The 25,333-nt window shown below is 75.0% G+C and carries 23 protein-coding genes; 4 read left to right on the forward strand and 19 right to left on the reverse strand.

Translation table 11 applies throughout. The annotated features are described in order from the left end of the window. From ABZY91_RS28385 to ABZY91_RS28435, 11 genes are all read right to left on the reverse strand, one after another. Positions 1-584: ROK family protein (locus ABZY91_RS28385; RefSeq protein ID WP_355405793.1), on the reverse strand; the 584-nt coding region annotated here is incomplete at its 3' end. A gap of 28 nt (positions 585-612) precedes the next feature. After that, the gene (locus tag ABZY91_RS28390) at positions 613-1,008 is read right to left on the reverse strand and encodes a VOC family protein (protein WP_329878924.1); all 396 of its coding nucleotides are present in this window, start codon (positions 1,006-1,008) and stop codon (positions 613-615) included. Positions 1,009-1,076: 68 nt separating this feature from the next. Further along, positions 1,077-1,445 carry an MmcQ/YjbR family DNA-binding protein gene (locus ABZY91_RS28395; RefSeq protein WP_329951573.1) on the reverse strand — a complete coding sequence of 123 codons (369 nt, stop codon included), beginning with the start codon at positions 1,443-1,445 and terminating at the stop codon, positions 1,077-1,079. Positions 1,446-1,604: 159 nt separating this feature from the next. Beyond that, a complete protein-coding gene (locus tag ABZY91_RS28400; protein ID WP_355405794.1) occupies positions 1,605-2,558 on the reverse strand; it encodes a transglutaminase domain-containing protein in 954 nt (317 codons plus the stop codon). A gap of 43 nt (positions 2,559-2,601) precedes the next feature. Beyond that, a complete protein-coding gene (locus ABZY91_RS28405; RefSeq protein WP_329878927.1) occupies positions 2,602-3,837 on the reverse strand; it encodes an LLM class flavin-dependent oxidoreductase in 1,236 nt (411 codons plus the stop codon). Beyond that, a complete protein-coding gene (locus tag ABZY91_RS28410; protein ID WP_355405795.1) occupies positions 3,837-5,117 on the reverse strand; it encodes a Gfo/Idh/MocA family oxidoreductase in 1,281 nt (426 codons plus the stop codon). The genes ABZY91_RS28405 and ABZY91_RS28410 overlap by 1 nt, the downstream gene beginning before the upstream one ends. After that, positions 5,114-5,887: an SDR family oxidoreductase gene (locus ABZY91_RS28415; protein WP_329878929.1), complete on the reverse strand. Its 774-nt coding sequence runs from the start codon at positions 5,885-5,887 to the stop codon at positions 5,114-5,116. The genes ABZY91_RS28410 and ABZY91_RS28415 overlap by 4 nt, the downstream gene beginning before the upstream one ends. After that, a complete protein-coding gene (locus ABZY91_RS28420; protein ID WP_355405796.1) occupies positions 5,887-8,253 on the reverse strand; it encodes an AMP-binding protein in 2,367 nt (788 codons plus the stop codon). Before ABZY91_RS28420 ends, ABZY91_RS28415 begins: the two co-directional genes overlap by 1 nt. Continuing rightward, the gene (locus tag ABZY91_RS28425) at positions 8,246-9,358 is read right to left on the reverse strand and encodes a radical SAM protein (RefSeq protein WP_355405797.1); all 1,113 of its coding nucleotides are present in this window, start codon (positions 9,356-9,358) and stop codon (positions 8,246-8,248) included. The genes ABZY91_RS28420 and ABZY91_RS28425 overlap by 8 nt, the downstream gene beginning before the upstream one ends. A gap of 60 nt (positions 9,359-9,418) precedes the next feature. Further along, positions 9,419-10,237: a PIG-L family deacetylase gene (locus ABZY91_RS28430; protein WP_355405798.1), complete on the reverse strand. Its 819-nt coding sequence runs from the start codon at positions 10,235-10,237 to the stop codon at positions 9,419-9,421. Beyond that, the gene (locus ABZY91_RS28435; RefSeq protein WP_355405799.1) at positions 10,234-11,163 is read right to left on the reverse strand and encodes a glycosyltransferase family 2 protein; all 930 of its coding nucleotides are present in this window, start codon (positions 11,161-11,163) and stop codon (positions 10,234-10,236) included. Before ABZY91_RS28435 ends, ABZY91_RS28430 begins: the two co-directional genes overlap by 4 nt. Before the next feature lie 621 nt (positions 11,164-11,784). On the opposite strand from ABZY91_RS28435, the gene ABZY91_RS28440 reads away from it, so the two are divergent. From ABZY91_RS28440 to ABZY91_RS28455, 4 genes are read left to right on the forward strand one after another with little or no spacing between them, the layout of a single operon-like run. Next, the gene (locus ABZY91_RS28440; protein WP_355405800.1) at positions 11,785-13,326 is read left to right on the forward strand and encodes an alkaline phosphatase family protein; all 1,542 of its coding nucleotides are present in this window, start codon (positions 11,785-11,787) and stop codon (positions 13,324-13,326) included. Between the two features lie 33 nt (positions 13,327-13,359). Then, the gene (locus tag ABZY91_RS28445) at positions 13,360-13,653 is read left to right on the forward strand and encodes a phosphopantetheine-binding protein (RefSeq protein WP_329878935.1); all 294 of its coding nucleotides are present in this window, start codon (positions 13,360-13,362) and stop codon (positions 13,651-13,653) included. A 13-nt stretch (positions 13,654-13,666) separates the two neighbouring features. Next, entirely contained in the window at positions 13,667-15,514 is a 1,848-nt protein-coding gene (locus ABZY91_RS28450) for a radical SAM protein (RefSeq protein WP_355405801.1), read from the forward strand. After that, complete coding sequence (locus tag ABZY91_RS28455; protein ID WP_355405802.1) at positions 15,501-16,622, forward strand: hypothetical protein; 1,122 nt, start codon at positions 15,501-15,503, stop codon at positions 16,620-16,622. The genes ABZY91_RS28450 and ABZY91_RS28455 overlap by 14 nt, the downstream gene beginning before the upstream one ends. Positions 16,623-16,783: 161 nt before the next feature. On the opposite strand, the gene ABZY91_RS28460 is transcribed toward ABZY91_RS28455, so the two are convergent. The 8 genes from ABZY91_RS28460 to ABZY91_RS28495 all read right to left on the reverse strand — a co-directional run bounded on the left by ABZY91_RS28460 (position 16,784) and on the right by ABZY91_RS28495 (position 25,180). Then, on the reverse strand, positions 16,784-17,404 hold the full coding sequence (locus tag ABZY91_RS28460) for a hypothetical protein (RefSeq protein WP_355405803.1): 621 nt from the start codon (positions 17,402-17,404) through the stop codon (positions 16,784-16,786). Next, positions 17,401-18,165, reverse strand: coding sequence for a phytanoyl-CoA dioxygenase family protein (locus ABZY91_RS28465; protein ID WP_329878939.1), 765 nt, complete (start codon positions 18,163-18,165; stop codon positions 17,401-17,403). Before ABZY91_RS28465 ends, ABZY91_RS28460 begins: the two co-directional genes overlap by 4 nt. Before the next feature lie 98 nt (positions 18,166-18,263). After that, positions 18,264-19,103, reverse strand: a complete 840-nt coding sequence (locus tag ABZY91_RS28470) for an LLM class flavin-dependent oxidoreductase (RefSeq protein ID WP_355405804.1) — start codon at positions 19,101-19,103, stop codon at positions 18,264-18,266. A gap of 33 nt (positions 19,104-19,136) precedes the next feature. Continuing rightward, positions 19,137-20,654, reverse strand: coding sequence for an aldehyde dehydrogenase family protein (locus tag ABZY91_RS28475; protein WP_355405805.1), 1,518 nt, complete (start codon positions 20,652-20,654; stop codon positions 19,137-19,139). A gap of 76 nt (positions 20,655-20,730) precedes the next feature. Further along, positions 20,731-21,966 (reverse strand): cytochrome P450, encoded by a 1,236-nt coding sequence (locus ABZY91_RS28480; RefSeq protein WP_355405806.1) that lies wholly within the window; start codon positions 21,964-21,966, stop codon positions 20,731-20,733. After that, on the reverse strand, positions 21,963-23,393 hold the full coding sequence (locus ABZY91_RS28485) for a hypothetical protein (RefSeq protein WP_355405807.1): 1,431 nt from the start codon (positions 23,391-23,393) through the stop codon (positions 21,963-21,965). Before ABZY91_RS28485 ends, ABZY91_RS28480 begins: the two co-directional genes overlap by 4 nt. Then, a complete protein-coding gene (locus ABZY91_RS28490) occupies positions 23,390-23,695 on the reverse strand; it encodes a hypothetical protein (protein WP_329878944.1) in 306 nt (101 codons plus the stop codon). Before ABZY91_RS28490 ends, ABZY91_RS28485 begins: the two co-directional genes overlap by 4 nt. Before the next feature lie 141 nt (positions 23,696-23,836). Then, positions 23,837-25,180: an alkaline phosphatase family protein gene (locus ABZY91_RS28495; RefSeq protein ID WP_329878945.1), complete on the reverse strand. Its 1,344-nt coding sequence runs from the start codon at positions 25,178-25,180 to the stop codon at positions 23,837-23,839. Between the last annotated feature and the right edge of the window lie 153 nt (positions 25,181-25,333).

Below are 25,333 nucleotides of genomic sequence, written 5' to 3' on the forward strand. Positions count from 1 at the left end.
TCCCGGAAGGCGTTCAGCACCCGGCCCAGCTGGAAGCCGTAGAGGCCCTCGGCGTCCGGCAGGCTGCGCGGCGGCGGCTGGAAGGAGCCGCCGGGGTCGACCACCAGGTGGCCGACCTCGGCGGCGCCGCCGTACGGGCCGGTGTGCAGCCGGCCGCCGAGCACGATCCCGCCGCCGACGCCCGTCCCCAGCCCCAGGTAGGCCAGGTCACGGACGCCGCCGCGGGCGGCCTCGGCGAGCGCGGCGAGGTTGCCGTCGTCCTCGTACCGGACCGGGACGCCCGGCAGGACCCGCTCCAGCACCGTGTCCAGCCGCAGCCCGGCCCAGGAGGGCCGGGAGGGCCAGGAGGTGAGCCGGCCGTCCCGGACGGTGGCCGGCAGGGCGAGCCCGGCCGACCGGACGGCGCCCGGGCCGGCCGCGCCGGTGATCCGGACGACCGCCGCGGCGAGCGCCGCCAGATCGGCCTCCCGGCGGTCGGACGGGCGCGGCCAGTCGAAGCGGGCGTGCACCGGTCGGCGCAGGCCCGGGCGTTCCAGCACGAGGGCGACCTTGGTCCCGCCGACGTCGATCCCCAGCAGTGTCACGACCCGGGCCTCCGTGGGGAGATCGGTCCTACAGCGCGGAGTACAGGTCGACGGCGTTGCCGTCCGGGTCGAGGACGATCGCGTAGTGCTGGCCCCAGACCGCGTCCCAGGGCTCGATGTGGCCGACGTAACCGGCGCCCACCAGCTCCTTGTACTTGGCGTCGACGGACGCCGCGTCCGGGAACTCGAACGCGACGGCGAAGCGGTGGCTGCCGGCGGTGGGCGCCTGCCACTCCGCGTCGTAGCTGCGGACGGTCTCGACCGAGTCCCAGGCGAGCTTCAGACCGCCGTCGAGGACCACCTCGACGTGCGGCGCGGAGTCCGCCTCGGCGGGGATGTCGAGCCCGAGGCGGCGGTAGAACGCCAGGGACTTGGCCAGGTCGTCAGCGACGATCGCGAACAGGGTCAGCTTCGGGACTGCCATGAGCAGTGCTCTCTCTCGCTCGGTTCGTGCAGGTCAGTGCGGGTCGGGAACGGGACCGCCGGCCGGCCTCAGCCGCGCTGCAGCCGGAGCCGGTCGCGGGCCGCCTTGGGCATGCCCGCGACGACGCGGTCCCAGGAGTGCTCCACCATCTCCCGTACTTCGGGGACCGGGACGGTGGAGTCGAGGACGACCGTGTTCCAGTGGCGCTTGTTGACGTGGTACCCGGGTCCCACGGCCGGGTACTGGTCGCGCAGATGGAGCGCGAGGTCCGGCTCGCACTTGAGGGTGACCTGGGCCGTCTGGTCCGACGTCTCGTCCTGGAGGATGGCGAAAACCTTGCCCTCCACCTTGAACACCGTCGCGCCGGGGCCGAACGCCTCGTCGTCGGTGGTGCCCGGGAGTTCCAGCGCGAAGTCGGACAGCTCTTGCGGAGTCATGCCCCATCCTTCCGTCGTCCAAAGAGAGTTGGGGCCCCACGGCTCCAGGGTCAGTGCCCAGCCTAGGCCGTGCGCGGAGTGGTCACGGCCACGACACAGGCCGTAGCGGGGAGATGTCCGAAAACCGACTGTCGCCCCTGCAAGGGCCGGTCGGGCGGTTCAACCGCCCTCCTCGATCCGCTCGGTGGGGAGCGACACCTGGGCCCACACGCCGGCGTGGCTGACCACCTTGGTGAAGCGGTCGGAGAGCCGGTGGAAGAGCGCGCCGGGCCGGCCGTCGGGCGGGAACGACCGGGCGTCCAGCCCGCCCCAGTCGTTCAGCGCCCGGACGAGCAGCGGATCCACCGGCACCCACACGCCGTCGACCAGGAACTCCGCCCAGCAGTGCGGCGTGGAGTAGGGCTGGGCGACCAGCAGCCCGAAGGAGAACCGCGTCCTCATCCCGCGCCGTTCACCCTCGGAGACCAGCCAGGCGGCGGCACCCCCGCAGTCCGCCATCCGGGTGTGCCACATGAACTCCTGGTCCCAGCGCACCGCCTCGGGCAGCAGGAAGAACCCGATGCCCTCCACCTCCGCAAGCAACTCCCTGACGTTCGAAGGAAGTTCGGGCCAGGAGGCGACCGGCCGGACGAGCAGCCCGGCCAGCCGGGCGTCCACCGGCCCGCCCTCGGCCCGCCGCCGCCCGGCGGCGGTCAGCACCCCGTACCCGCACCGCCCCGGGTGCCCGGGGGCCGGGCACCCGGCGACCACCTCCACCCGATAGCCCCGGCCGCTCCCTTCCGGGCCGGCCGGGGCCGCGGTCTCCAGGGCCTTGGCCCAGGACCGCATGGAGCGGCTCTGCACCGAGACCAGACCGAGGTGCAGGGCGGTGTTGCCGAGGTCGTACCCGTCGTAGAGCCGGTCGCCGCCCTCGCCGACGTACGGGACGCCGGCGGTGGTGAGGGCGGCGAGCAGCTCGGGCCGGATCCGGTGCAGCCGGCGGGCGCCCGTCGCGGTGACGGCGAAGCGCCGCTGCCGGTCCGGCACCTGCCGCAGCCGCCGGACGAGCTCGTCGAGGGCGGCGGGCTCCGGCACGTGCTGTTCGCGTGCCGTGCTGCCGACGGGTGTCGCCATCGGGGGTTCCTCCGGGTCGCTCGGATCGTCGGGTCGCTCGGGTTCAGTCGATGTAGCCGAGGGCTTCGAGGCGCGCGGCGACCTCGTCCTGTTCGTCCGCGCTGTACGGGCCCGGGACGGCGGCGGGGACCGCCGTCCGCCCCTGCTCCCGCGGTCCGCCGTCCGCCCGGTCACCGGCGGGCGCGTCGGGCCCGTCGGCCTCCGCCTCCTGCGCGGCGAACGGGGAGAAGTCCGCCAGCCGGGGCAGCACGCCCTCCGCGTACAGCTCCATCGACCGGATCGCCTCGGCGCCCGCGATGTCACCGAACACGAACTCGCCGAACAGCGTGTTGAAGCAGCCCTCCAGGGCCGCCGCCCGGATCCGCTCGGCCACGGTCTCCGGGGAGCCGACGAACACGAGGTTCTGGTCCAGCAGGAACTTGAAGTCGTGGCAGCCCGCCAGGATGTCGGCGGTGCTGAGCCTGCTGGCCGGCGCGGCCGGCGTGCCGGAGCGCTTCACCGAGCCGTAGCGCAGGGTGTTGACGAAGGCGTCGACGACCTGGTCCGCGGCCCGGGACTCCGCCTCGGCGTCGGTCTCGGCCACGTGCACCAGGCTCCAGTAGCCGATGTTCGGCTCCCCCGTCCGGCCGCCCGCCCGCCACCAGTCGACGAAGTGGCGGTAGACCGTGGCCGTCGCCGCGCGCGGCACGATCATCGTCGAGGCGGTGTGGCCCCCGATCGTCGCCAGGTAGCGGAGCGTCGCGCGGTCGCCGGTGGGGATCCAGATCGGCGGGTGCGGTCGCTGCACGGCGCCGAAGGACAGCTCGATGTCGCGCATCCGGTGCACCGGACCGTCGAAGTCGAAGGGCCCCTCGGCCGCGAACGCGGTGCGCAGCAGGTCCGCGCACTCGCGGTTGAGCACCTTGCGCCTGGCGAAGTCGGCACCGAACGGCAGGAACGGCTCGTCGCTGACGCCCGAGGCGAGCCCCACCTCCAGCCGGCCCCCGAGGAGTTGGTCGAGGGTGGCGACCTCCTCGACCACGTGCAGCGGGTGGCGCAGCGGCGGCACCCAGCCCATCGGCCCGACCCGGATGCGCTCCGTGCGCAGGGCGGCGCCGGTGGCGAACGCCACCGGGGAGGACATCCAGCTCTCCCGGGGGGTGCAGTGGTGCTCCACCGAGAAGGCGTAGTCGAAGCCCAGCCGGTCGGCGGCCTCGACCTCCCGCCACAGCTCGTCGTAGCGGTCCCGGACGGTGAGGTTCTCACGGCCCCAGACGTGGGTGAAGTAGGCGGTTTTCATCAGCGGCTCCGGTGCGGGAGGTCGGCGGTTCGGGGGTGGGGTTCGGTGGCGGGTCCCGGGTCGGTGGCGGGTCCCGGGTCGGCGGCGGGTCCCCGGTCGGCGGAGGCGGGGCGGCCGGCCGACGCGTACAGCCGGTCGACGCAGGACGCGAGGACGGCGATCTCGGCGAGCGAGTCGGGGGCTCTCCCCGTTCCCGCCACCGGACCGGGGCCGGGACCCGGTCCCGGCCCGTCGGAGCGGGCCCGGACGAGCCGCCGGGCGAGTTCGTCGACCTGGCGCCCGTACTCGGCGCCGACCGGCTCCTCGGGCAGCGGGACGCTCTCCTCCCGGCCGCGCCGCAGCACGGTGAGCGAGGAGCGGCCGAGGCGGTGCGGGCTGAAGCCGAAGGTGCCGCGCAGCACGGCGACGCCCTCGGAGCCCTCCACGGTGATCACGGTGCTGTCCAGCGGCTGGTGCGAGGCCCACCGGGACTCGACGGTGACCGCCACGCCGGTCGTGGTGAGCAGGAAGCCGCGGGCGGTGTCCTCGACCCGCTCGGCGGGGGCTCCCGGCGGCCGGCCGGACGGGGCACCGGGCGCGACCGGGCGGGAGCTCCAGTCGGCCGCTCCCTCGGCCCGCCCCAGCCAGTCGCCGGAGAGGCTGCCCAGGGCCCGCGCGACGTCGGGCCAGCCGAGCAGGTCGAACCCGACGTCCAGCAGGTGCCAGCCGAGGTCGAGCAGCGCGCCCCCGCCGGCCAGCCGGCGGTCGGTGAACCAGCCGTCGCGCTGCGGGATCCCCGCCGCCCTGGTCCAGTTGAGGCCGAGAGCGCGGATCTCGCCGAGGTCCGGCAGCAGGGCCGCCAGCGCCCGGACGTCGCCGCGGTGGCGGGCCGCGCTCCACGCGTGCACCCCCGCGCCGGGCGCGGTCGCGGCGCGCAGCGCCCGGGCCTCCTCGCCCGTCCGGCAGACCGGCTTCTCCACGAACACCGGGACCCCGCGCCGCAGCAGCACCCGGGCCGCCGGGACGTGAAGGTGGTTGGGCAGCGCCACGACGGCGGCGTCCAGCGGGACGTCCGCCAGCTCCTCCGGCCGTGCGGCGACCGGCACGGCGCGGCCGGCCGGGGCGACCGCGCGGGCCGCCTCCGGGTCGGCGTCCACCACGGCGGCCACCTCGAACGCCGGGTGCGCCTCCAGCAGCGGCACCCAGACCTCGCGGGCCACCCAGCCGGCACCCAGGACGGCGGTGCGCAGCGGTGCGGCGCCGGTGCCGGGAGTGGTGCCGGCGCCCGGGGCGGTGCTCAAAAGCGCGCACCGCCGTCCACCACGAGGGTGTTGCCGCTGACGTAGGAGGCCCCCGGGGAGAGCAGGAACGCCACCGCGGCGGCGACCTCCTCGGGCTCGCCGAGCCGGCCGGCGCCGATGAACTTGAGGACGAGGTCGCGCTCCTCCGGCGAGAAGTCCATGACCTCGGCCCGGATCGCCCCCGGTGCCACCACGTTGACGGTGATGCCGTGCTTGCCGACCTCACCGGCCAGCGAGGCGGCCCACGGCTGGAGGGCCCCCTTGGTGGCGGCGTAGGCGCTGTGGCCGGGCAGGCCGCTGGTGCCGGCCCGGGAGCCGAACAGCACGATGCGTCCGTACCGGGCCCGCATCATCGGCCGCAGGCACGCCTTGGCGAGGTTGATCGAACCGGCCAGGTTGACCTGGAGCAGGGTCTCCAGCGCGGCGGCGTCGGTGGCCATCGCGAGACGGCGGGTGCGCAGCCCGGCGGCGGCCACCAGGCCGTCGATCCGGCCGAACCGGTCGAGGGCGGTGCCGGCCAGCCGGGCGGGGCCGTCCGGGGTGGCCAGGTCGGCCTGGACGGGGACGAACGTGCCGCCGGTCTCGGCGATCTCGGCGGCGAGCTTCTGCACCCGCTCCTCGCCGTGGTGGTAGCCGGCGACCACGGTGGCCCCCAGGTCGGCGAGGTGGCGGGCCACGACCCGGCCGATGTCCCCGGAGGCTCCGGAGACCACGACCACCCGGCCGTGCTGTCCCATGCTGTCCGCGATGCGGGCGGAGGATTCGCCCATCAGTCGGCCTCCTTCACGATGACGAGATGACAGGGGGAGCCCTCGAACGGCAGCCTGCGGACGACGTCGGCGCCCGCTTCGGCCAGCCCGGCGGCGAGCGCGTCGAGGGTGGGCCAGTCGGTGCCGCCGTGGGTCAGCCAGTCGAGGGCGAGTTCGGCGCCGCCGGCCAGGTCGGGCGCGGCGGCGGTCGCGGGATCGCCGGCGGACGGCAGGAACACGTCGTCGACGAGCAGCCTCCCGCCGGGCCGCAGGGTCTCCAGCAGTTCGGTGAGCCGCGCGCCCGAGGCGGGGTCGTGCACGGCGTTGGCGACGACGCAGAGGTCCGCCCCGCCGCGCGGCGGATGCGGCCCGACGGTGACCCGCCCCGCCTCGACGGCCTCGACGACCGCCGGCGCGGGCGGTCCTGCGAGCCGGCCCGCCTGCCAGAGGTGGCCGGTGGCGGTGGGGTCGGCGGCGAGCAGGCGCTCCAGGTAGCGGCCCGCGCCGGCGGTGACCTCCACCAGCCGCGCGCCGGGGCGCGGGCGGAGCAGCCGGAGTCCGAGGGCGGTGCGGGCGTGGGCCGCCGGTCCGCCCATGGCGCCCTGGTAGGCCCGGACCAGCGCGGTGTGCGCCGGGTCGGCGGCGGAGCGGCGGTCGAAGTCGCGCCCGGCGAGGCCGGCGCGGGCGACGGCCGCCAGGGTCTCGCGGGTGACGAGGTCGCGGGAGAGGCGTTCCTCCAGCTCCACGAAGGCGATCAGCTCGGCGGCCCGGACGCGCGGCCCGGCCGGGTCCGGCCCGGTGGCGGGGTCCGCGGCGGGCCCGGTGGCGGGCGCCGTCGCGGGCCCGGCGTCGAGCAGTCCGAGCGCGGTCGCGGTGTCCAGCAGCAGTTCCAGGGCCCGCGGGTCGCAGCCCGACCCGGCACTGAGTTCGGCGAGCCCGGTCCCGTCGGAGAGCGCGTCGAGCAGCCCCAACCGGTGCAGGGCGAAGAGCAGTTCGGAGGCCTTGTAGGCCCGGGCGGCGGCGAGCGCGCGCGGGGTGAGCCGGTAGCGGGGCGCGGCGGCGGCCTTCCCGGCGGCGGTCCGCGGCAGCGCGGCCCGCAGGAGGAAGGTGTCGGGGACCTTGTACGGGGCGAGGTGCTGCTCGGCGTACGCGCGCAGCTCCTTCTCGTCCGGCCCGCCGGTGGCGACCACGATCTCGGCGACGATGCCGTCCTCGCCCTCGTGGGCGCGGCGCCGCGCTCCGACCCGGACCTCCCGCACGCCGTCGTGGCCGCGGAGCACCGACTCGATCTCCAACGGGGCCACCCAGCGTCCGCCGCGCCGGACGGCGGTGCCCTCGCGGCCGAGGACGCGCAGGGTGTTCCCCTGGCGCCGGGCCAGGTCACCGGTGTCGTGCCAGTCGGCGAGCGCGTCGGTGCGGATCCGGAGCAGCCCCGGACCGTCCGGCGTCTCGGCGCCGGTGGCGCGGTCGACGAGCCGGACGGTGACGCCGGGCAGCGGGGAGCCGCTGTCGAGCGGGGCGAGCCCGGCCGGCCCGGCGAGGACGGCACCGAGCTCGGTGGAACCGTAGTTGCGGGCCAGTCCGATCCCGTAGGCCTCGCGGAACAGGGCGTCGAGCGCGGCGTCGACCGGGCCCGCGCCGACCATGGCGATCCGCAGCGCCGGGGCGGGCGGCGGGTCCTCCGGGGCGGCCCGCCGGGCCTTCAGCCGGCGGCGGGTGGCGAGCAGCCGGGCGGTGGCGGGTACCAGGGCCACCACGGTGGCGCCGTCCGCGAGTTCACGGCCCACCCGGCCGAGCGCGGTGGGCGGGACGGGCCGCAGGGCCGCCCCGGTGAGCAGGCCGCCGCAGAGCCAGCCGAGCGCGTACGCGTGGGAGAGCGGGACCGGCAGCAGCAGGGTGTCCCGCGCGGTGAGGCCGACCCCGTCACGGTAGCGGCGGGCCTCGGAGAGCCAGCTCGCCTCGGAGCGCCGCACCAGCTTGGGCGCACCGGTCGACCCCGAGGTGGGCAGCAGCACCGCGGGGGCGTCCCCGGACTTCCGGCCGGGCGTACCGGTCGGCCGCAGGCCGGCCGCGTCCAGGACCCGGCCGCCGCCGGCGGCGGCGAGCAGCCGGGCGACCTCGGCGTCCGGCGTGTCGGGGGCGACCGGGAGCGGGTGGGCGCCGGCCGCCAGCAGGGCCAGGAAGGCGGTCACCCAGGCGGGTTCGTTGGGCTGCCGCAGGACCACCGCCTCGCCCTCGACGCCCTCGGCGGCGAGCGCTTCCGCGGCGGCCCCGGCCGCGGCCAGGAGGGCGCCGGCGGTCAGGCCCGGCAGCACCTCCCGGTCGGGGTCGAGCCGGCCGACGGCGCCGAGCAGCGTCTGCGGGCCGGACCCTGCGGCGTCAGACATCGGCGCCCGCCAGGTAGTCGGCCTTGGCCTGCTCGATCATGCCGCGGATCCGGGGCGGGGCGTAGGTGGGGGCGGTGCACAGTTCGTCGAGGGTGATCTCGCTCTCGAAGTACATCGACAGGGTGTCCCACGGGGTGAAGCAGCCGTGGCAGGCGCTCAGCCGCGGCCGGGGGGCGAGCAGCGCCTGGTAGAGGCCGCTGGAGCCGAGCTTGTCGAGGACGCCCTCGGCCTCGTCGGACAGCACGTTGCCCATGTCGGAGAACCAGATGTTGGGGCAGGGGGTGACCACCCCGTCGCTGAAGGTGGAGACGACCAGCCGGGGCAGGTGGCAGCGGAAGGTCCGCTTGCCCTCGCGGTAGAAGCTGAGCAGCCGGTCGAAGTACGGACGCGGCGGCAGGATGTGGGCGAACTCGTCGTAGCGCCGGACGAGTTCCTCGATGTGGCCGATCTGGTCCGGCCGGACCTTGAAGGTCTCGGAGTCCGGGCCGCGCACCGGGAACGGGAAGAAGGTGGGCGGGTTGTCGAAGCCTCCGAGCCAGCCCGCGAACTCGCACAGCTCGGTGATGCTGCGGTCGTTGAGGACACCGTAGATCTCCACCGGCAGGCCGGATTCCAGGATCCGGCCGATCGTGCGGAGCACCTTGGCGTGCAGGGACTCGGACTGCACCCGGTAGCTGTTGCCGGTGTACAGGTGGCTGTCCAGCGAGATCTGGAGGACGACGTTGCCGAAGGAGCGCAGCCGTGCCAGCTGCTCCTCGTTGACCAGGACGCCGTTGGTCTGGATGACCAGGACCTCGTAGTGGGCGGACTGCTCCTCCAGGAAGTCCATGATGCCGCGGACCAGGAAGATCTCACCGCCGGTCACCTTGAGCAGCGGCAGGTCGAAGCGGCCGTGCAGCCGGCCGGCCACGGTGTTGATGCGCCGCCCGAGGTCGGTGGTCGGCGAGTAGTCGTCGCGCTTGGGCGGGTCGAAGATGAGCTTGAGGGAGTGGCCCTCCTTGAGGTTGCTCTGCCCGGTCAGGCAGTAGGTGCAACTCAGGTTGCAGGAGTCCTCGTTGATGACGAGGTCGTTGCCGATCAGGGGAAGTGGCGTGGTGGACGGCATGGGGTCTCGGTCCTTTCGCGGTCGGCTGGCTGGGCGGGCGCGGTGGTCCGGACGAGCGGGTCAGGCGGGTGGCCGAGGGGTCTGCCGCGCGCCGCCCGCCTCCGTCGGCCCGGGCCGCTGCCAGTAGCGGTCGGCGTACGGGTGTCCGGCGGCGGCGCCGTGGCCGCGGGCCCGGGCGCCGAGCGCCTCGCGCAGGCGGCCCGGCCCCCCGAAGAGGGCCAGGGCCTGGCTGGTGTAGTGCTCCGCGCCCGCCAGCCAGCGTTCGAGGTCGGCGGGGGTGAGCGGTTCGCAGCGGGCCACCAGTCCGTCGTGGTCGCGCCGGCGCAGCGGGTAGGGGAAGTCCTCGTACCAGGCGGTGCCGGGCACGGCCAGTCGTTCGGCGGCGGCGCGGACCAGGGCGTGGTCCACGTGGCGTCCGGCGGCGAGCGGGGCGTGCAGCCGGGTGCCGGGCGAGCACCAGGGGCGCAGCGCCTCGGCGATGGTGTCGGGCAGCGGGCCGTCGTCGGGGTGGGGCCGGCCGAGGACCCGGGGGGCGGCGGTGTAGCGGGGCCGGCCGGCGGAGGTGCGCAGGGCGGCGTCGGTGAGGCCCAGGGACACCCGGGTGACGCCGAGCGCGGCGAGCGCGGCGCGGTCCTCGCGGCGGCGGGTGGCGGGTTCGGCGATCCGCCGCCAGTCGTCCGGGCGGTGGGCCGCGCGGTGGCCCGGGGAGGTGTCCGCGGTGTGGCCCGCGGCGCCGTCCGCGGTGTCGAAGACGGTGACGACGGTGACCTCGGCGCCCAGCGCCGTCCAGCGGGCGAGCCGGCCGCCGAGCGACCAGACCGCGTCGTCGGGGTGCGGTGAGACGACGACGTGCCGGAGTGCCGTGTCCGTCCCGGTCACGGCGCGTCCGCCGTCGCGGCGAGGACGGCCGCGGCGTACCGCTCCGGGCTGCCCTCCGGGCCGAGCAGGGCGGCCAGGGCGCGGACCGAGGGCCGGGGGTGCAGGTCGGAGAAGCGGGCGAGGTTGCGGTCGTGCTGGTCCCAGCGGTCCGGCCGGGCGTGGCTGAGGTGGACGCCGCCGGCCTCGGGCACCAGTCTCCGGCGCGCCCCCAGGTCGTACAGCCGGAGCCCGAGTTCGAGGTCCTCGCAGCCCCAGAGCCGGCCGAACTCCTCGTCGAATCCGCCCGCCCGCCGCCAGAGTTCGCGCTCCACGGCGGAGTTGGCGCCGACCAGCCCGAGCCACGGGGCGACGTCGGGCACCACCCCGGCCTCCATCGCCTCGACCGCGCGCTCCAGCGCGTTGGCCACGGTCCGGCGCCGGGGGTTGCGGTCGGGCGGTGCGCCCGGGTCGGCGAGACCGGCCACGAGTTCCCGGACGACGGCCGGCGGGGCATCCGCCACCTCCGACAACAACCTCGCTGCGGTCGGAAGTTCACGCATCCTGCCGTGCAGGAAGCAGCCGGGTTCGGCCGCCTCGGCGTACGCCGCGAGGAAGTGCGGGCCGACGATCACGTCGGCGTCCAGGAAGACCAGCCAGCCGGCCCCGTCGGCCGCCGCCGCACCGGCGTTGCGGGCGGCGGCCCGACCCCGGCCGGGGCCCGGCACCACCCGCAGCGGCAGCCAGTCACGCGCCTGTCCGAGCACACCGGCGAAGCCCTCGGCGGCCGCCCCGCCCGCGTCGTTGTCGTCGACCACGATCACCTCGTGGCCGGGTGCTGCGCTCTGCACGGCCAGGCAGGCGAGTGTCACCCGCAGCCGCTCGTGGTCGCCCCGGGTGGGGACGACCACAGCCGGTCCGGCCGGTGCGGAGCGCGTGCGTAAGTGCATCGGGTCGGCCCTTCCGCGTGCGAGGCGATCGGCATGGCCCGTCACACCCCGGTCACCGGTACGGAACGCCGGGAACCCGGACGGGACGCACTGCCGGAATACGGGTGGGATCAGTGCGTGAAGATACGTGAAGATACGTGGGAACAGCCGTCGGCACTTCATTCCTCAGCGAACGGCCCGCCCTGAGAGGCTCTACCGGGATGCCCGGCGAAGTCAACCGGCGGAACGGAATCCTCACATACTCGCGGGCCCCGCCGGCGGCCCGCGGTAAGGATCATCCGGGGCCGACCGATCCGTTCCGGCCGCCCCGCGGCCGGGTCCCGCCACCCCGCCCCGTTGATCGATATTCCGCTTCCGGCGGGAACACCCGGTGACCCGTGGTCAATTGTGGTGGCTGGGGCGAATGGGAGATCACCGGAATTCGGCCGTCCTGCCGTGTACCAATATCCCGGAGAAATGCGTAGTGTTGCGGTCGGCCCCGGACCGCCGGTGGCCGGCGCACCCGTGCGTCGGCGGAGACCGGCCCCCACCCCCGCACTCCCCCCTCCGGGCGGATCCCCGGGCAGCGCGAAGCTCCGGACCCGGAACGCAGGTGCCGTCCACAGCTGGAGGCGAACCCCCGTGCCACCCACGCCCCGTGCCCTCGTCATCGGAATCGACGGGGGAACCTTCGACGTCATCGACCCGCTGATCGAGCGGGGCCTGCTCCCGAACATCGCGGGACTGCTCCGCACCTCCGCCGTCGGCCGGACCACCTGCACGTGGCCCGCCCACACCGCACCCGGGTGGAGCACCTTCGTGACGGCGGGTCAGCCCGGCAAGCACGGCATCTACCAGTTCTACGACACCCAGGAGCCGGACTACCGGGCCCGGGTGACCCAGGCCGGCGACCTCGGCCGCTCCTCCGCCTGGGACTGGCTGGCCGCCCAGGAGTACACCCTCGGGCTGATCAACATCCCGATGTCGCACCCGCCCGCCGACCTGCCCGGCTACCAGATCACCTGGCCGCTCGAACGGACCCTGCGGCACTGCCGTCCGGACTCCCTGCTGCGTGAACTCGCCGCCGCCAAAGCCCACTTCCAGTCCGACCTGGCCACCATGTTCCGGGGCGACCTCGGCTACCTGGAGCAGGCGGAGCGCAACGTCGAGGCCCGGGTGCGGTCGGTGCGGCACCTGATGACCACGCGGCCCACCGACGTGGTGATGGTCGTCCTGACCGAGGCCGACCGGGTCGGCCACCACTACTGGCACTACGAGGACACCACCCATCCCCGGCACGAGCCGGCCCCGTCCGGCACCGGCTGGGAGCTCGCCAACACCCGCATCCACCGCGCCCTGGACACCGCCGTCGGCGAGCTGCTCGACCTGGTCGACGAGGACACCGTGGTGACACTGGTCTCCGACCACGGCCTCGGCCAGGGCCGGTACGGGCTCGCCGTGCACCGGATCCTCGAAGACGCGGGCCTGCTCGCCACCGAGCCGGGCGACGCGCCCGCCGACGGCTCCGCGAGCTGGTTCGCCGCCGGCGGCCGGCGGATCGACTTCGCCCGCACCGCCGTCTACATGCCCGTCCCCGGCAGCTACGGCCTCAACCTCAACCTGCGGGCGCGGCAGGCCCGGGGCACCGTCGCACCCCGCGACCGGGACCGGGTGACCGCCGAGGTCGTCGAGCTGTTCGAGGACCTCAAGGGCCCCACCGGGGACCGGGTCTTCCGCGGCGTCCTGCCCAGTGCCGAGGCCTACCCGGGCCCGCTGCGCGGACGCGCCCCCGACCTGCTCCTGCTGCCCGCCGACGAATCCGTCCTGCCCGTCACCGACCTCACCGGCGAGCTCTGGCAGCCCAGCGCCCAGACCGGCCTCCACCGGCACCAGGGCATCTGGGCGCACCGCTCGCCGCGCACCCGCCCCGGCCGGCTGGACCGCAGCGTCCCGCTCGCCGACACCCTGCCCACGCTGCTCGCCGACCTGGGCGCCGCCTGGCCCGACGACGTCGACGGCCGCGCCCGCACCGAGATCTTCACCGAGGGCGTGCCCGTCCCCGGGCCCGACCCCCGGGTGGCGGCCCGCAGCGCCACGGCACCGCCCTCCGAAGCGGCCGACCGTGCCGCCGAGGAGGAGGACGACTACACCAGCAGCCGGCTCCGCGAGATGGGTTACCTCTGAGCGACCGGCCACACCCACGGAGGAATGAGCGTCATGCAGGACACGCAGGACACACAGGACACCAAGGCCCGGCTGCGCAAGGTGCTCGTCGACTCGCTGGAGCTGTCCCTCTCCCCCGCGGACATCCCGGACCGCGGACTCGTGGAGGCGCTGGGACTCGACTCCATCAACACCATCGAGTTCCTCATCTGGGTGGAGAGCGAGTTCGGCGTCGAGATCGCCGACGAGGACCTGTCGATCAAGCTCATCGACGACCTCGACCTGCTCGCCGAGTACGTCGACAACCGGCTCCGGGGCGACCGGACCGCCGCCGGCACCAGCGCCTGACCGGGAGCATCCGATGCGACAGCCCATCGACATCGACCTCAGCCCCGCACCCCCGCGGAAGAAGCCCGGCGAGTTCGCCATCGCCCTCGACCCGCGCATCACCGACCCCGGACGCTTCAAGGTCAGCTTCCTGATCCTGCTCGACGGCGACCTCGTGATGTCCCCCGAGCACCTCGGGGTCGCCTACATGACCAGCGTCCTGCGGAGCGTCGGCTTCACCGCCGAGATCCGCGAGGTCGACCACGACGAGGACGCGCACGCCGCCACCGTCGAGCACCTGCGCGCGTACCGGCCCGACCTCGTCTGCTTCACCCTCATGAGCCTCAACCTCACCAGCTGCGTCAGCCTCTGCCGGCAGCTCAAGGAGGCCCTGCCCGACACCCCGATCGCCTGCGGCGGCCCGGCCGGCACGTTCGCCGGGCTCGACGTGCTGCGCAACAACCCCTACACGGACCTCGTCGCCGTCGGCGAGGGCGAGCCCACCATCCTCGACCTGGTCCAGCGCCTGTACCTCGACGAGGCGCTCACCGACTGCCCCGGCATCTGCTACCGGGACGCCGACGGCGCCCTGCGCCAGAACCCCGCCCGGCCGCTCATCCACGACCTGGAGGTGCTGCCCTTCCCGGCCCGCGACCAGCTCAGCCAGCACGGCGACAAGCTGGAGTACGTCCGGGTCAGCACCAGCCGCGGCTGCGTCGCCAACTGCGCCTTCTGCTCGGCCCCGCACCTGAAGAACCGCGTGCAGGCCGGCAAGGCCTGGCGCGGGCGCGGCCCGGAGCAGATCGTCGAGGAGGTGGCGCAGATCGTCGAGCGCCACCAGTTCCGCACGTTCGACTTCGTCGACTCGACCTTCGAGGACCCGGACGGCGGGCGGGTCGGCAAGAAGCGGGCCGCCGCCATCGCCCAGGGCATGCTCGACCGGGGCCTCGACATCTACTACAACGTCTGCATGCGGGCCGAGAACTGGAGCGACACCCCCGAGGACCACGCCCTGCTCGACCTGCTCACCGCCTCCGGGCTGGAGAAGGTCAACGTCGGCATCGAGGCCGGGACCGCCGAGGAGCTGCTGCTCTGGGAGAAGCGGGCCACCGTCGAGGACAACGTCACCATCATCCGGATGCTGCGCGAACACGGCATCTACCTGGCGATGGGCTTCATCCCCTTCCACCCCTACGCCACCCTCGACACCCTGATCGCCAACGCCCGTTTCCTGCGCGACAACTCCGGCCACAACCTGCGCCGGATGACCGAGCGGCTGGAGATCTACCCGGGCACCGCGATCGTCCGCCGGATCGAGGGCGAGGGCCTGCTCTGGGACAGCTACCAGAAGAACCTCGACCCGTACGGCTACGACTTCGCCGACGAGCGGGTCGGCCTGCTGGCCAAGCACTTCGCCAGGCTCTACAACAACGACGACTACCACCAGCGCGGGGTCATCACCGACCAGTCCGCGGTCTTCGAGTTCGAGACCTACAACGTGGTGATGCAGACCTTCATCTCCCGGCTGCACCGGCGCTTCGGCGGACTGCCCGGCGTCGACGAGGTGATGGAGAACTTCAAGGCCACGGTGCACGAGATCCGCCAGGAGATGGGCCAGTTCAACTACGGCTTCTTCATGTCCAACCTGGAGGCCGTGATGAACGACTCCCTCGACCGGGACAAGCAGGAGGTCCAGGTCGTGGACGTCGAGGAGTACTTCCGCGACCGGCTCGACCGGCTCCGCTCCGAACAGCTGCGGGTCGGCAAGCGGCTCACCCGGCTGGGCGCCCGCGTCATGGAGATCAGTTCCACCCTGCCCAGCTTCGGGCCCGGCGGGCTGCCGCGCAGCTACAGCGGCGAGGGCAGCGGTGCCACCTGGTGAGCCCGCCGCGGCCGGCCGGATCGCGGTGTGCAGCCTCAGCAGCCGGGAGCTCCTCGAACCGCTCTCCGGGCTGCCGGACGTGGCCATCGTCGGGACGCTGATGACCGCCAACCTCGGGATCGAGCAGCTGGTGCGCACCATCGCGCACCGGCCCTCGATCCGCGGCCTGGTCGTCTGCGGACGGGACTCACCGCGCTTCCTGGCCGGGCAGAGCCTCGTCGCGCTCTTCCGCGAGGGGGTCGACGCCGAGCAGCGCCTGATCCGCGGGGCGGCGGGCTACCTGCCGGTGCTGCGCGGCGTCGCGCTGCGCGAGGTCGCGCAGGTGCGCGCCCAGATCGAGCTGGTGGACGCCCGGGGCGAGTGCGACCCGGCGGTGCTGCGCCGGGTGATCGCCGACCTGTCGGCGCGCACCGCCTCCGCGCCCGCCCCCGCCGTCCCGGACGCGGACGACGACACGGCGGGCCCCGGGGAGGGCGCCGACGGCGGCCCCGCGAGCACCCGGCCGGCCTTCCGGCGGCTGCGGCCCGGCGGCCGGCGGGTGGGCATCAGCCGGGCGCTGGACGGATTCGTGGTGATCGGCCTCGACCTGCTCGCCCGGCGGATCGTCCTGCGGCACTACGACAACGACCTGACCCCCCGGCACGAGATGACCGGCGTCCGCGCCGAGTCGATGCTGCTGGGGCTGCTGAGCGCCGGAGTGGTCGCCGAACCGGCCCACGCCGGCTACCTCGGCGGCGAGCTGGCCAAGGCCGAGACCGCCCTGCGGCTCGGCCTGCCCTACGTCCAGGACCTTCCGCTGCGTGCCCCGGGCCGGCCCGCGGGCGCGCGGCGAGCGGGTCCCGACCGAGAGGACACCCCGACCATGGGTGAAGCTACGTCGAGTCCGTACAGCCTCGCGGAGTTCCTCTCCGCCCTGGTGGCCGGACTCGGGGTGGAGGGGGTCGAGCTGGATCCGGAGGTCCCGCTGGGCATCCAGCTGCTGGTGGACTCCGCCCGCATGATCGAGCTGGCCATCCTGCTGGAGGAGGAGCTGGGGCTGGACCTGCCGGCCGACGTCGACCTGCGGCGCGCCAGCCCGCTGGAGCTGTACGGCGCCCTCACCGGCTGACCGCACCACGCGCCACGCACCACACGCCACGTGCCACGTGCCACACGCCACCGGAAGGGCCCGGCCGGATCCCTCCGGCCGGGCCTCCGCGCACCACCGCCGGGCGCGCACCGCGCACCGGAGCGGCCCGGCCCGCCCTGCGGGGACCGGGCCGCCACCGGTCAGGCGGGCCAGATGTGCAGTTCCTCCTTGACCGTCCGGGCCGTCTCGGCGGCGGCGGCCGGGTCGGACCAGCCCGCCGGACCCAGCAGCCGGACGGTGAAGGCCTCCGGCGCGAGACGGCGCCAGGCCGCCACCGCACCGTCCGCGGCCCCGCCGGTGCCGGTACCGGCGGGGCCGCTGCCGTCACCGTCGCGGGCGAGCACCACCACCGGGCAGGGCAACGGACCGTCGGCCTCGGCACCGGCCTCCAGCGGCGGCGCCGCCGCGTCCGGCGACGGGCAGAGCAGCAGTCCGGCCGGCGGCCGGCCCGCGGCCCCGGCGGCCCGAACCGCCCGGACGGCGTCCGCCAGCACGGCCGCGCCGCCCGGCCCCGCACCCGCCACCGCGAGCAGCGCCCAGGGCAGCAGCGGCCACCGACCGGCGCCGACCGACCAGGGCTCCGCGCCGTCGAGCGGTCCGGCGAGCGGCTCCACCGCCAGCTCCGGCCCCATCGCGGCCGGCAGCACCCCGCCGGCCGCACCCGCCGGGTCCGCCAGCACCAGCCGCAGCACCGGCCGCGCCGCCGGGGCCTGGAGGAACCGGCCCGGGTCGGGCGGGGCGCCGCCCGGTCCGGCGCTCACTCCAGACCGTCCGCGAGGCCGAGCGAGAAGTAGTTCTCGAAACCGAGCAACCGCCGCATGGCGGGTGTGCTGCGCTCGGCGACCTCCGGCCTGAGCCCGGAGAAGAAGTTCTGCTGCTGCCGGACGTAGCCCCGGCAGTAGTAGTTGAGGATGCCGTGCCGGGGCCGGTCGGTCGTGTTGGCCCCGGTCTGGTGCCAGAGCCGGCCGTCGAAGATCATCACGCTGCCGGCCGGCGCGCAGACCGGCACCGTCTCGACGTCGCCCTCGCCGCGCGCGTAGTCCGGCTGCCGGCCGAGCCGGTGGGTGCCGGGGACGAGACGGGTCGCGCCGTTGGACTCCGTGAAGTCGTCCAGCATCCACATGCTGTTGGCGACCAGGGCGTACGGCGGCCAGGGCGGTCGCGCGAAGGTCTGGTCCGCGTGCACGTTCATCGCGACCCCGCCGGGGCCGGCGATGTTCGCGTGCGTGCTGGACAGCAGGAAGTTGAAGCCCAGCACCTCCTCCATGAGTTCCAGCACCAGCGGGTCGCAGACGCTGCGCTCGAACTCCTCGCCCTTGTTGAGGAGGCTGAAGACACGCTGGTTGCCGCCGTCGTACAGAAAGGCGGTGCCGTCCTTGCGCTCCTCCTCCGCGACCTCCAGCAGGCGGTCCCGGAGTCGTTCGAACTCGGCGGACGGAAGCGGGGACTCCAGGAGGCAGTAGCCGAATTCCCGAAGATCCTCCACGGCCTCGGTCCTATTTCCCGTCAGGGTCGCGTTCATGGTCTCGATTTCACCTCGGAACACATCGGAACACTTCGGAACACTTTCGTACGGGCGCGTCTGCGGTCTTTCAGGAGCCGTCTTTCGGGAGCGCTCTTTCAGGAAAGGACGGCGTCGGCCAGCCGGTCGACCTGGGAAAGGCGGGCCGCCGTGGGGTGGAAGACGATCTCGTCGAATCCGGCGGCGGCCAGTTCGGCGATCTGCTCGCGGATCCGGCCGGGCGAGCGCGGGGTCTTCTCGACGAAGGACTCCGCCTCGTTCCCGAGCACCCCGAAGTAGTCCCGGACGAATCCGGCCGCCTCCTCGGCGACGTCCGCGCCGAGCCAGTACCGGGACAGCGCCACCAGCCTCGGCCGCCCCTCCCGGCCCACCGCCGCCCATTCCTCCTCCACCTGCCGGACGGTCGGGGCGACGAGCTCCGGCTCCAGCCCGGGCGCCGTCCAGCCGTCCGCCCAACGGGCCGCCCGCCGGACGGCGTTCGCGCTCAGCCCGCCCACCAGGACGGGCGGCACCGGCCCGGGCAGGATCCCGGCGCCCTCCTTGCCGCGCAGCCGGGCGAGTTCGGCGAGCTGCCCGTCGAAGACCTGCGCGCGGCGGCCGAAGTCCCGGTCCGCCGCCTCGAAGTCGTCGGCCCGCACTCCCGGCCCGAGGCCGAGGACGAGCCGCCCCTCCGCGAGCGAGGCGACCGTCGCCGCCTCCTTGGCGAGCACCTCGGCCGTGGTCAGCGGGGCGACCAGGATGTTGGTGGACAGCCCGATCCGCGAGGTGACGGCCGCCGCCGCGGCGAGCACCGGCAGCGGCTCGTGCCCGGGGTAGCGGAGCCGGTGGGTCGCGGAGACGGTCGAGAAACCGCGCTCCTCGGCCCGGACGGCCCACTCCGTCTGGAGCCGCCCGGAGGCGCCGGGGATGGTGTTGGGGAACGCGATGCCGATCTTCATCGGGGCTCCACGGGAGGCCGGAGGGCGGGGCGCTCAGAGCCCCAGGAGGTGGTACGGGGTGGGTGCGGGCCCGGACGGGTCCGCCGGGCCGGTGCCGTCGGTGATGCTCTGCCGGCGGCGGTAGCCGTCGAGTTCGTTGGTCAGCCGCTCCCAGACGAGGTCACCGGTCACCTCGGGCCCGGACGGCAGGTCGAGGTCGACCAGCCGGTAGTCGTTGATCCAGACCTGTTCGGCGTGCAGCGACTCGGCGACCGCACGGGCCCGGTCCCGGTCGCCCGACCAGACCCCGGCGCTCAGCCCGTACCGCGACCCGTTGGCGATCCGCACCGCGTCGGCGTCGTCGGCCGCCCGGATCACCGAGAGCACGGGCCCGAAGACCTCCTCCTGGGCCACGGTGGCACCCGGTTCGACGCCGGTCAGCACGGTGGGCGGGAAGTACGCCTGCGGGTCCAGCCCCTCGGCCGGCTCGCCGGGGCCGGGCACCCTGCCCCCGCACAGCAGTCGGGCGCCCTCGGCGACCCCGAGTTCGGTGAACCGCAGGGCGGTGCGGACCTGGTTGCGCGAGACCAGCGGACCGAGGTCGGTCGCCACGTCCAGCGGATCGCCGAGCCGCAGGGCGAGCGCCTTCTCCCGGACCCGCTCGACGAACTCGTCGTGCACGGCCGCGTGCACCACGGCGCGCGAACCGGCCATGCAGACCTGGCCGTTGTGCAGGAAGGCGCCCCAGACGACGCCGTCGGCCGCCCGGTCGAGGTCGGCGTCCGCGAGCACCACGTTCGGCGACTTGCCGCCGAGGTCCAGCCGGACGGCCGCACCGGCCCCGCGCCGGACACTCTCGCCGACCGCGTCCGAGCCGGTGAAGGACAGCAGGTCGACGCCGGGCGCGCGGACCAGGCTCTCCCCGGTGGTGCCTCCGGGCCCGGTGACCACGTTGACCACCCCGGGCGGCAGCCCGCACTCGTGCAGCAGCCGGACCAGCCCGAGGGTGGTCAGCGAGGTGAAGGACGCCGGTTTGACGACGCAGGTGTTGCCCGCCGCGATCGCCGGGGCGATCCGCCAGGCGGCGAGCAGCAGCGGCAGGTTCCACGGCACGACGACCGCGACCACCCCGAGCGGGTGCCAGCGCAGGTGACGCGCGGCAGGGCCTCCCGGCACCGCCGGTCCGCGGTGCAGCCGTTCGGGCAGTTGCTCCGCCCACCAGGCGCTCCAGCGGAACGCCGCGACCGCGCCGGGCACGTCGGCGCCGAGCGCCTTGCGCAGGGTGGTGCCGTTGTCGCGGACCTCCAGTTCGGCGAACCGGGCGGTCTCGGCGGTGAGCCGGTCGGCGAACCGCCGCAGCACGGCGGCCCGTTCCTCCGGCGCGGTACGCGGCCAGGGCCCGTGGTCGAAGGCCCGGCGGGCCGCGGCCACGGCCTCGGTCACGTCCTCGGGTCCGCAGCGCGGCACGTCGGCCAGGTGCCGCCGGGTGGCCGGTTCGAACGACCGGAAGGTCGCCCCGTCCCGGGCCGGGGCGGGCCGGCCGTCGACGTACCGGGGGAAGTGCTCTCCCATCCGTCCTCCTCTCTGCGACTGGGGCGGGTCCGGCGGACCGCCCGGGTCCGCGGCGCCCGGCGGGCGGGCGACGCGGTCAGGCCGCGGCGCCCAGCCGGACCGGCAGCGCCGCGACGCCGAGCGGCAGCAGGTCGGAGGTGTGCCGCACGTCCTCGGCGGCCACGGCGAGCGCGACCTGCGGATAGGTGGCGACCAACCGGCCCAGACCGACGGTCAGTTGGACCACCGCGAGGTCCAGCGCAGGGCAGCGGTGCGGGCCCGCGCCGAAGGCGGCGACGGACACCGGGGTGCGGTCGAGCTCCAGGGTGTCGGGCCGGTCGACGATCCGGGGGTCGCGGCAGGCCGCCGAGATCAGCGGCAGCACCGCGGCCCCGGCCGGGACGCGGACTCCGGAGAGTTCGACGTCCCGGGTGGCCACCCGCAGCAGCCCGTCGTTGCTCGACGGGTAGTAGCGCAGCAGTTCGGCGACCGCGCCGGGGACCAGGTCGGGCTTGGCCGCCAGCCGCTCCCGGCGGTCGGGCTCGGCCAGCACCGCGTAGAGGTGCCGGGCCAGCAGGTCCCGGACGCCGATGAAGCCGGAGATCACCAGGCCGTGCAGCAGGGTGGTGCGGTCCCCGTCGGTGAGGTGCTGCCCGCCCGAGGCCGGTTCGTCCAGCCCGAGCAGGACGGTCGCGACGTCGTCGGCGGGCCGCGCGCGGCGTTCGGCGAGCAGACCGGCGAAGGCCTCCTGGAGGCGGTCACGGACGGCCGCGGTGCCGGGGCCGTCCGACCCGCCGGACAGCAGCAGGGTCTCGATGTCGCCGGTGATCGCGGACCACCGGTCGCCGTCGAAGCCGAGCAGCTCGCAGATGATCCGGCCGGCGTACGGCGCCGTGTACGCGGCGACCAGGTCGACCGGCCCGGGCGCGCCGGCGAGATCGGCCAGCAACTCGTCGGCGACGGCCTCGATGCGCGGGCGCCAGCGGGCCACCCGCTCGGGGGCGAACCCGGCCACCACCGGTGCGCGCAGCCCGGTGTGCCGGGGTGCGTCGAGGTCGACGATGCCGGTGCCCTGGCCGCGGCCGAAGCCGCTGCCGGGCAGCACGGCGGCCCGGTACCGGCTGAACGCCGGGTCGGCCAGCACGGTCCGCACGTCGGCGTCCCGGGTGACCAGCCAGATCTCGGCGCCGTCGGCGAGCCGCACCCGGGAGACCGGGTCCTCGGCGAGCAGCCGTGCGTACCGGGGCGGCACGGTGCCGCCGGGCCCGGCCGGGTACGGGAAGGTGTCGGTGCCGGTGCCGGTGCCGGTGCCGAGTGTGTCGTCGGCGCTCACCGGGCCGCCTCCCGCGGGTAGCGCGGGGCCCGGAACACGGTCGGTGCGGTCGGCTCCCACGGGAAGTCCTGGGCGAGCACCTGGTTGTCCAGCTGGTGCTCCACCACGATGGTGCCGGCCCCGTAGTCCTCGGCGATCTGCTCGACGTCCTCGGCGGTGACCAGCCCGCTCGGATCGCCGAGACGCTCGGCCACGCCCCGGGCGGGGGCCAGCAGTTCGAGGGCGAAGCCGCGGGCCACGTGCTGGCGGTGGGTGTGCGCGGCGGCGATCAGGAACTCCGGTCCGTTCTCGAACAGGAAGTGGCAGAGGGCGCGGGCCTCCAGGAAGCGCCGCGGCCGCTCGGTGTAGGACCGGCTGGACACCAGGGCGGGGCCCCCGGCGCCGGTGCGCGTCCCGTAGGCGACCAGGCCGCGGTCGACGTAGGGGACCGGCTCGGTGTGGTGGGTGAGCAGGGTGTCCGTCTCGAACCGCTCGGTGGGTGCCACCCCGGCCCAGGCGCGGACCCGGCGGGCCAGTTCGTAGCCCAGGTGCCAGGCGTTGTCGAGCCGGCCCGGCGCGTGGAAGGCCGTCCGGACGTCCGCGCACAGCTCGCGCAGCTCGGTGACGGCCGGGTCGGCCTGGCCGCCCTGGCCGGCGACCTCCCGGGCCCGCCCGACCCACCGGAGCTGGTCCGCGATCCGGCCCGGGGCGACCCCGTTGAGGAAGTCGAAGGACAGCGGATCGGGCAGCTCCCGGACGACCCGGACGATCTCCGCCGCGTACGGTCCGGCCTCGGTGTAGGGATCCAGGCCGAGCCGCGCCGCGGCCCGGCAGAACGCCGCCTCGGCCTCGTCGGTGTCGGCGAGCGCGGCCCACTCGCGCTGCAGCGGGGTGCCGGTGATGCCCCAGTCGGCGAGCCGGGCGACGACGGCGTCGACGAAGCCGCGGAACGTCTCGGCGAGGGCCTCGGAGCCGACCACGAGGTTGCCGCGCGCCACGTGGCGCGGACCGGGCCGGGGCGTCGGACCTCCGTCGGGGATCCAGACGATCCGGGTCTGCCGGCCCTCGGGCACGAACAGCACGTCCGGCCAGTGGAAGCCGCCGCCGGCCGCACGCAGGACGTGCCGCCGCGAGCGGACCCACCAGGCGCCGCGCTGGTCGCCGACGCCGTTGCGGTAGCAGAAGCGCAGCTGGGAGATCTGGGTGCCGGGCCGGGCGTCCGCCAGCAGCGACCACCAGTTGAAGGCGATCCACTCGGCGAGCGGGTAGAGCGAGCCGGTGGTGTGGGGGCGGACGGTGCCGGCGGCCCCGTCCTCGACGGTGGTCAGCGGCGTCTCCGAGCCGACCGTCATCTCCAGGTCGGCCCAGGTCGCGGTGAACTCGTCGGCGGGAACGGTCGACGGCTCGTGCCACTTCCAGGCGAGCGTGACGTCGGGGAGCGTGCTCATCCGAGGCCCTCCGGCCATTCGCTGGGGTGCAGGGGGTACCCGGTGTACTGACCGGTCAGGCGGCCGGTCAGCCGGAACTCGTGGACGTCGTCGCCGTCCCGGTGCCAGGTGTACGCGGGGAAGCCGTCGTGCCACGGCCCTCCGAGCAGGCCCTCGGCGAGGGCGGCGCGCAGCAGCTCGACCGGGGTGCGGTCGGCGGCGCCCGTCCAGTGGGGCACGTCCGGTGAGGGCGGGTCCCACGGGGTGAACGAGGCCTTCGGGGCGAGGGCGGCACGGTCCGTTCCCCCGGGTGGCCCGGACACCGTCCGGCGCCTCGGGCGCCCGCGTTCAGGTACGCGTATGTCGGACATGAACAGTGGACCTCCGCTGCAGATCGGGGCGGAACGTGGGCGTCGGGCACGAGCCGGGCGGAGCCCGCACTCGGGGTCGGGCGGAGCCTGGTCTCAGGGGACGGCCGGGCCGAGCGGGCGGCCGCGCCACCCCTCGGGGACCGGTCGCCCGTGCAGCCGGGCCAGGGTGGCCGGCACGTCGATCGGGGCGGCCACCGTGTCGTCGGTGTACCGGGACGCGAAACCGGGGCCGAGGCCGGCCCAGTAGGACTCCCGCCGGTGCCAGCCGCTCTGCCACGTCCGGTGGACGTGCGCGGCCCACTGCGGATCGCCCATCGGCAGGTAGCGCCAGTCGGCGGGCTCCATGAGGAGGTCGGGCGCGCCGGCCGTCGCCGCGCCGGGGTAGACCTCCTCGCGGGTGAGCACCTCGGCGAGGAACTCCCGTCCGGTGCGGGGGTTGACGGTCTCCAGGAGCGCGGTGCGCACCTCGGCGCGGACCCGCTCGTACTCGTGCTCCGCGATCCGGCCGGCCTTGTAGCGGTCCCGCACGTTGACGTTGATGCCGTGGGTGCCCTGGACGGCCTCGAACGCGGTGGTGTTCGCCCAGTCGATCCGGCCGTCCGGAGTCCTGGCGAGCAGACCGGCGCGCTCCAGGTCGTCGTTGACGGAGCAGTAGGTGCGCAGCGGGCCGAAGCCGATCTCGGAGAAGGCCAGCACGTCGACCCGGTCCCCGGCCGCCGCCAGGGCGTCCTGGACGACCTGGTCGCAGGTGCGGTACGCGGCGAACACCGCGCTCTCCTGCTCACGGTCGGGACCGTGCTCCAGCTCCTGCCAGTAGATGTGCGAAGTCCGGTCGATACTGGTGAGGTTGACGATCACCACGTCGTGCTCCGGCAGCAGCGCGAGGGCGGCCCTCCCCCGCTGGCGATCGGCCTCCAGCAGTCGGGGCAGCAGTTGCTCGCGCGGCTGGCCGGTCCAGAAGATGGAGACGTCGTGCACCGGCCGGATGCCCTCCTTGGCGAGCCGGCGCTGGAGGTCGCGCGGGTGGCAGGCGTGCAGGGTCGCCTGCATGGGGTAGCTGATCAGCGACCCGTCCATCGGCTCGATCGGGTGGGTCCCGAACAGCCCGATCGAGGCGAAGCGCAGGCCGGCGAAGCCCTCGTGCTGCCAGAGCAGCGGGTGCCGGCGGTCACCGGAGCCGAGCACCTGGGGCGAGTACTCCGGGTCGTGGCAGGTCCAGTAGGAGAAGTAGCCGTGGTCGGCGGCGCGTTGGCCGGTGAGCACGCTCACCAGGCCGGGCGGTTCGTAGGGCGTGCCCTCCGCCGCGAGCGGACCGCTCGCCCCTTCGGAGCGGAGCCGGGCGAATCCCGGCAGGAGGCCCTGGGCACACCAGCGGTCGAGCAGGGCGGGGGCGGCGCCCTCGGTGATGATGACGATGGTGCGTTGCTGCTCAGTCACCCAGTACTCCCTCGTCCAGCCGTACAGGGGATCGGGTTGCCGGATGGGGGCACCGGCGGGGTTCGAGCTCGGGGCGTCACGGGCGTCGGGGCACCACGGACAGGCGGGCCACCCGAAGGAGACACGGACGGCGGCCGGCGGCCGACAGCCACC

Source organism: Kitasatospora sp. NPDC002965 (genome assembly GCF_040611255.1).
Taxonomy (GTDB): domain Bacteria; phylum Actinomycetota; class Actinomycetes; order Streptomycetales; family Streptomycetaceae; genus Kitasatospora.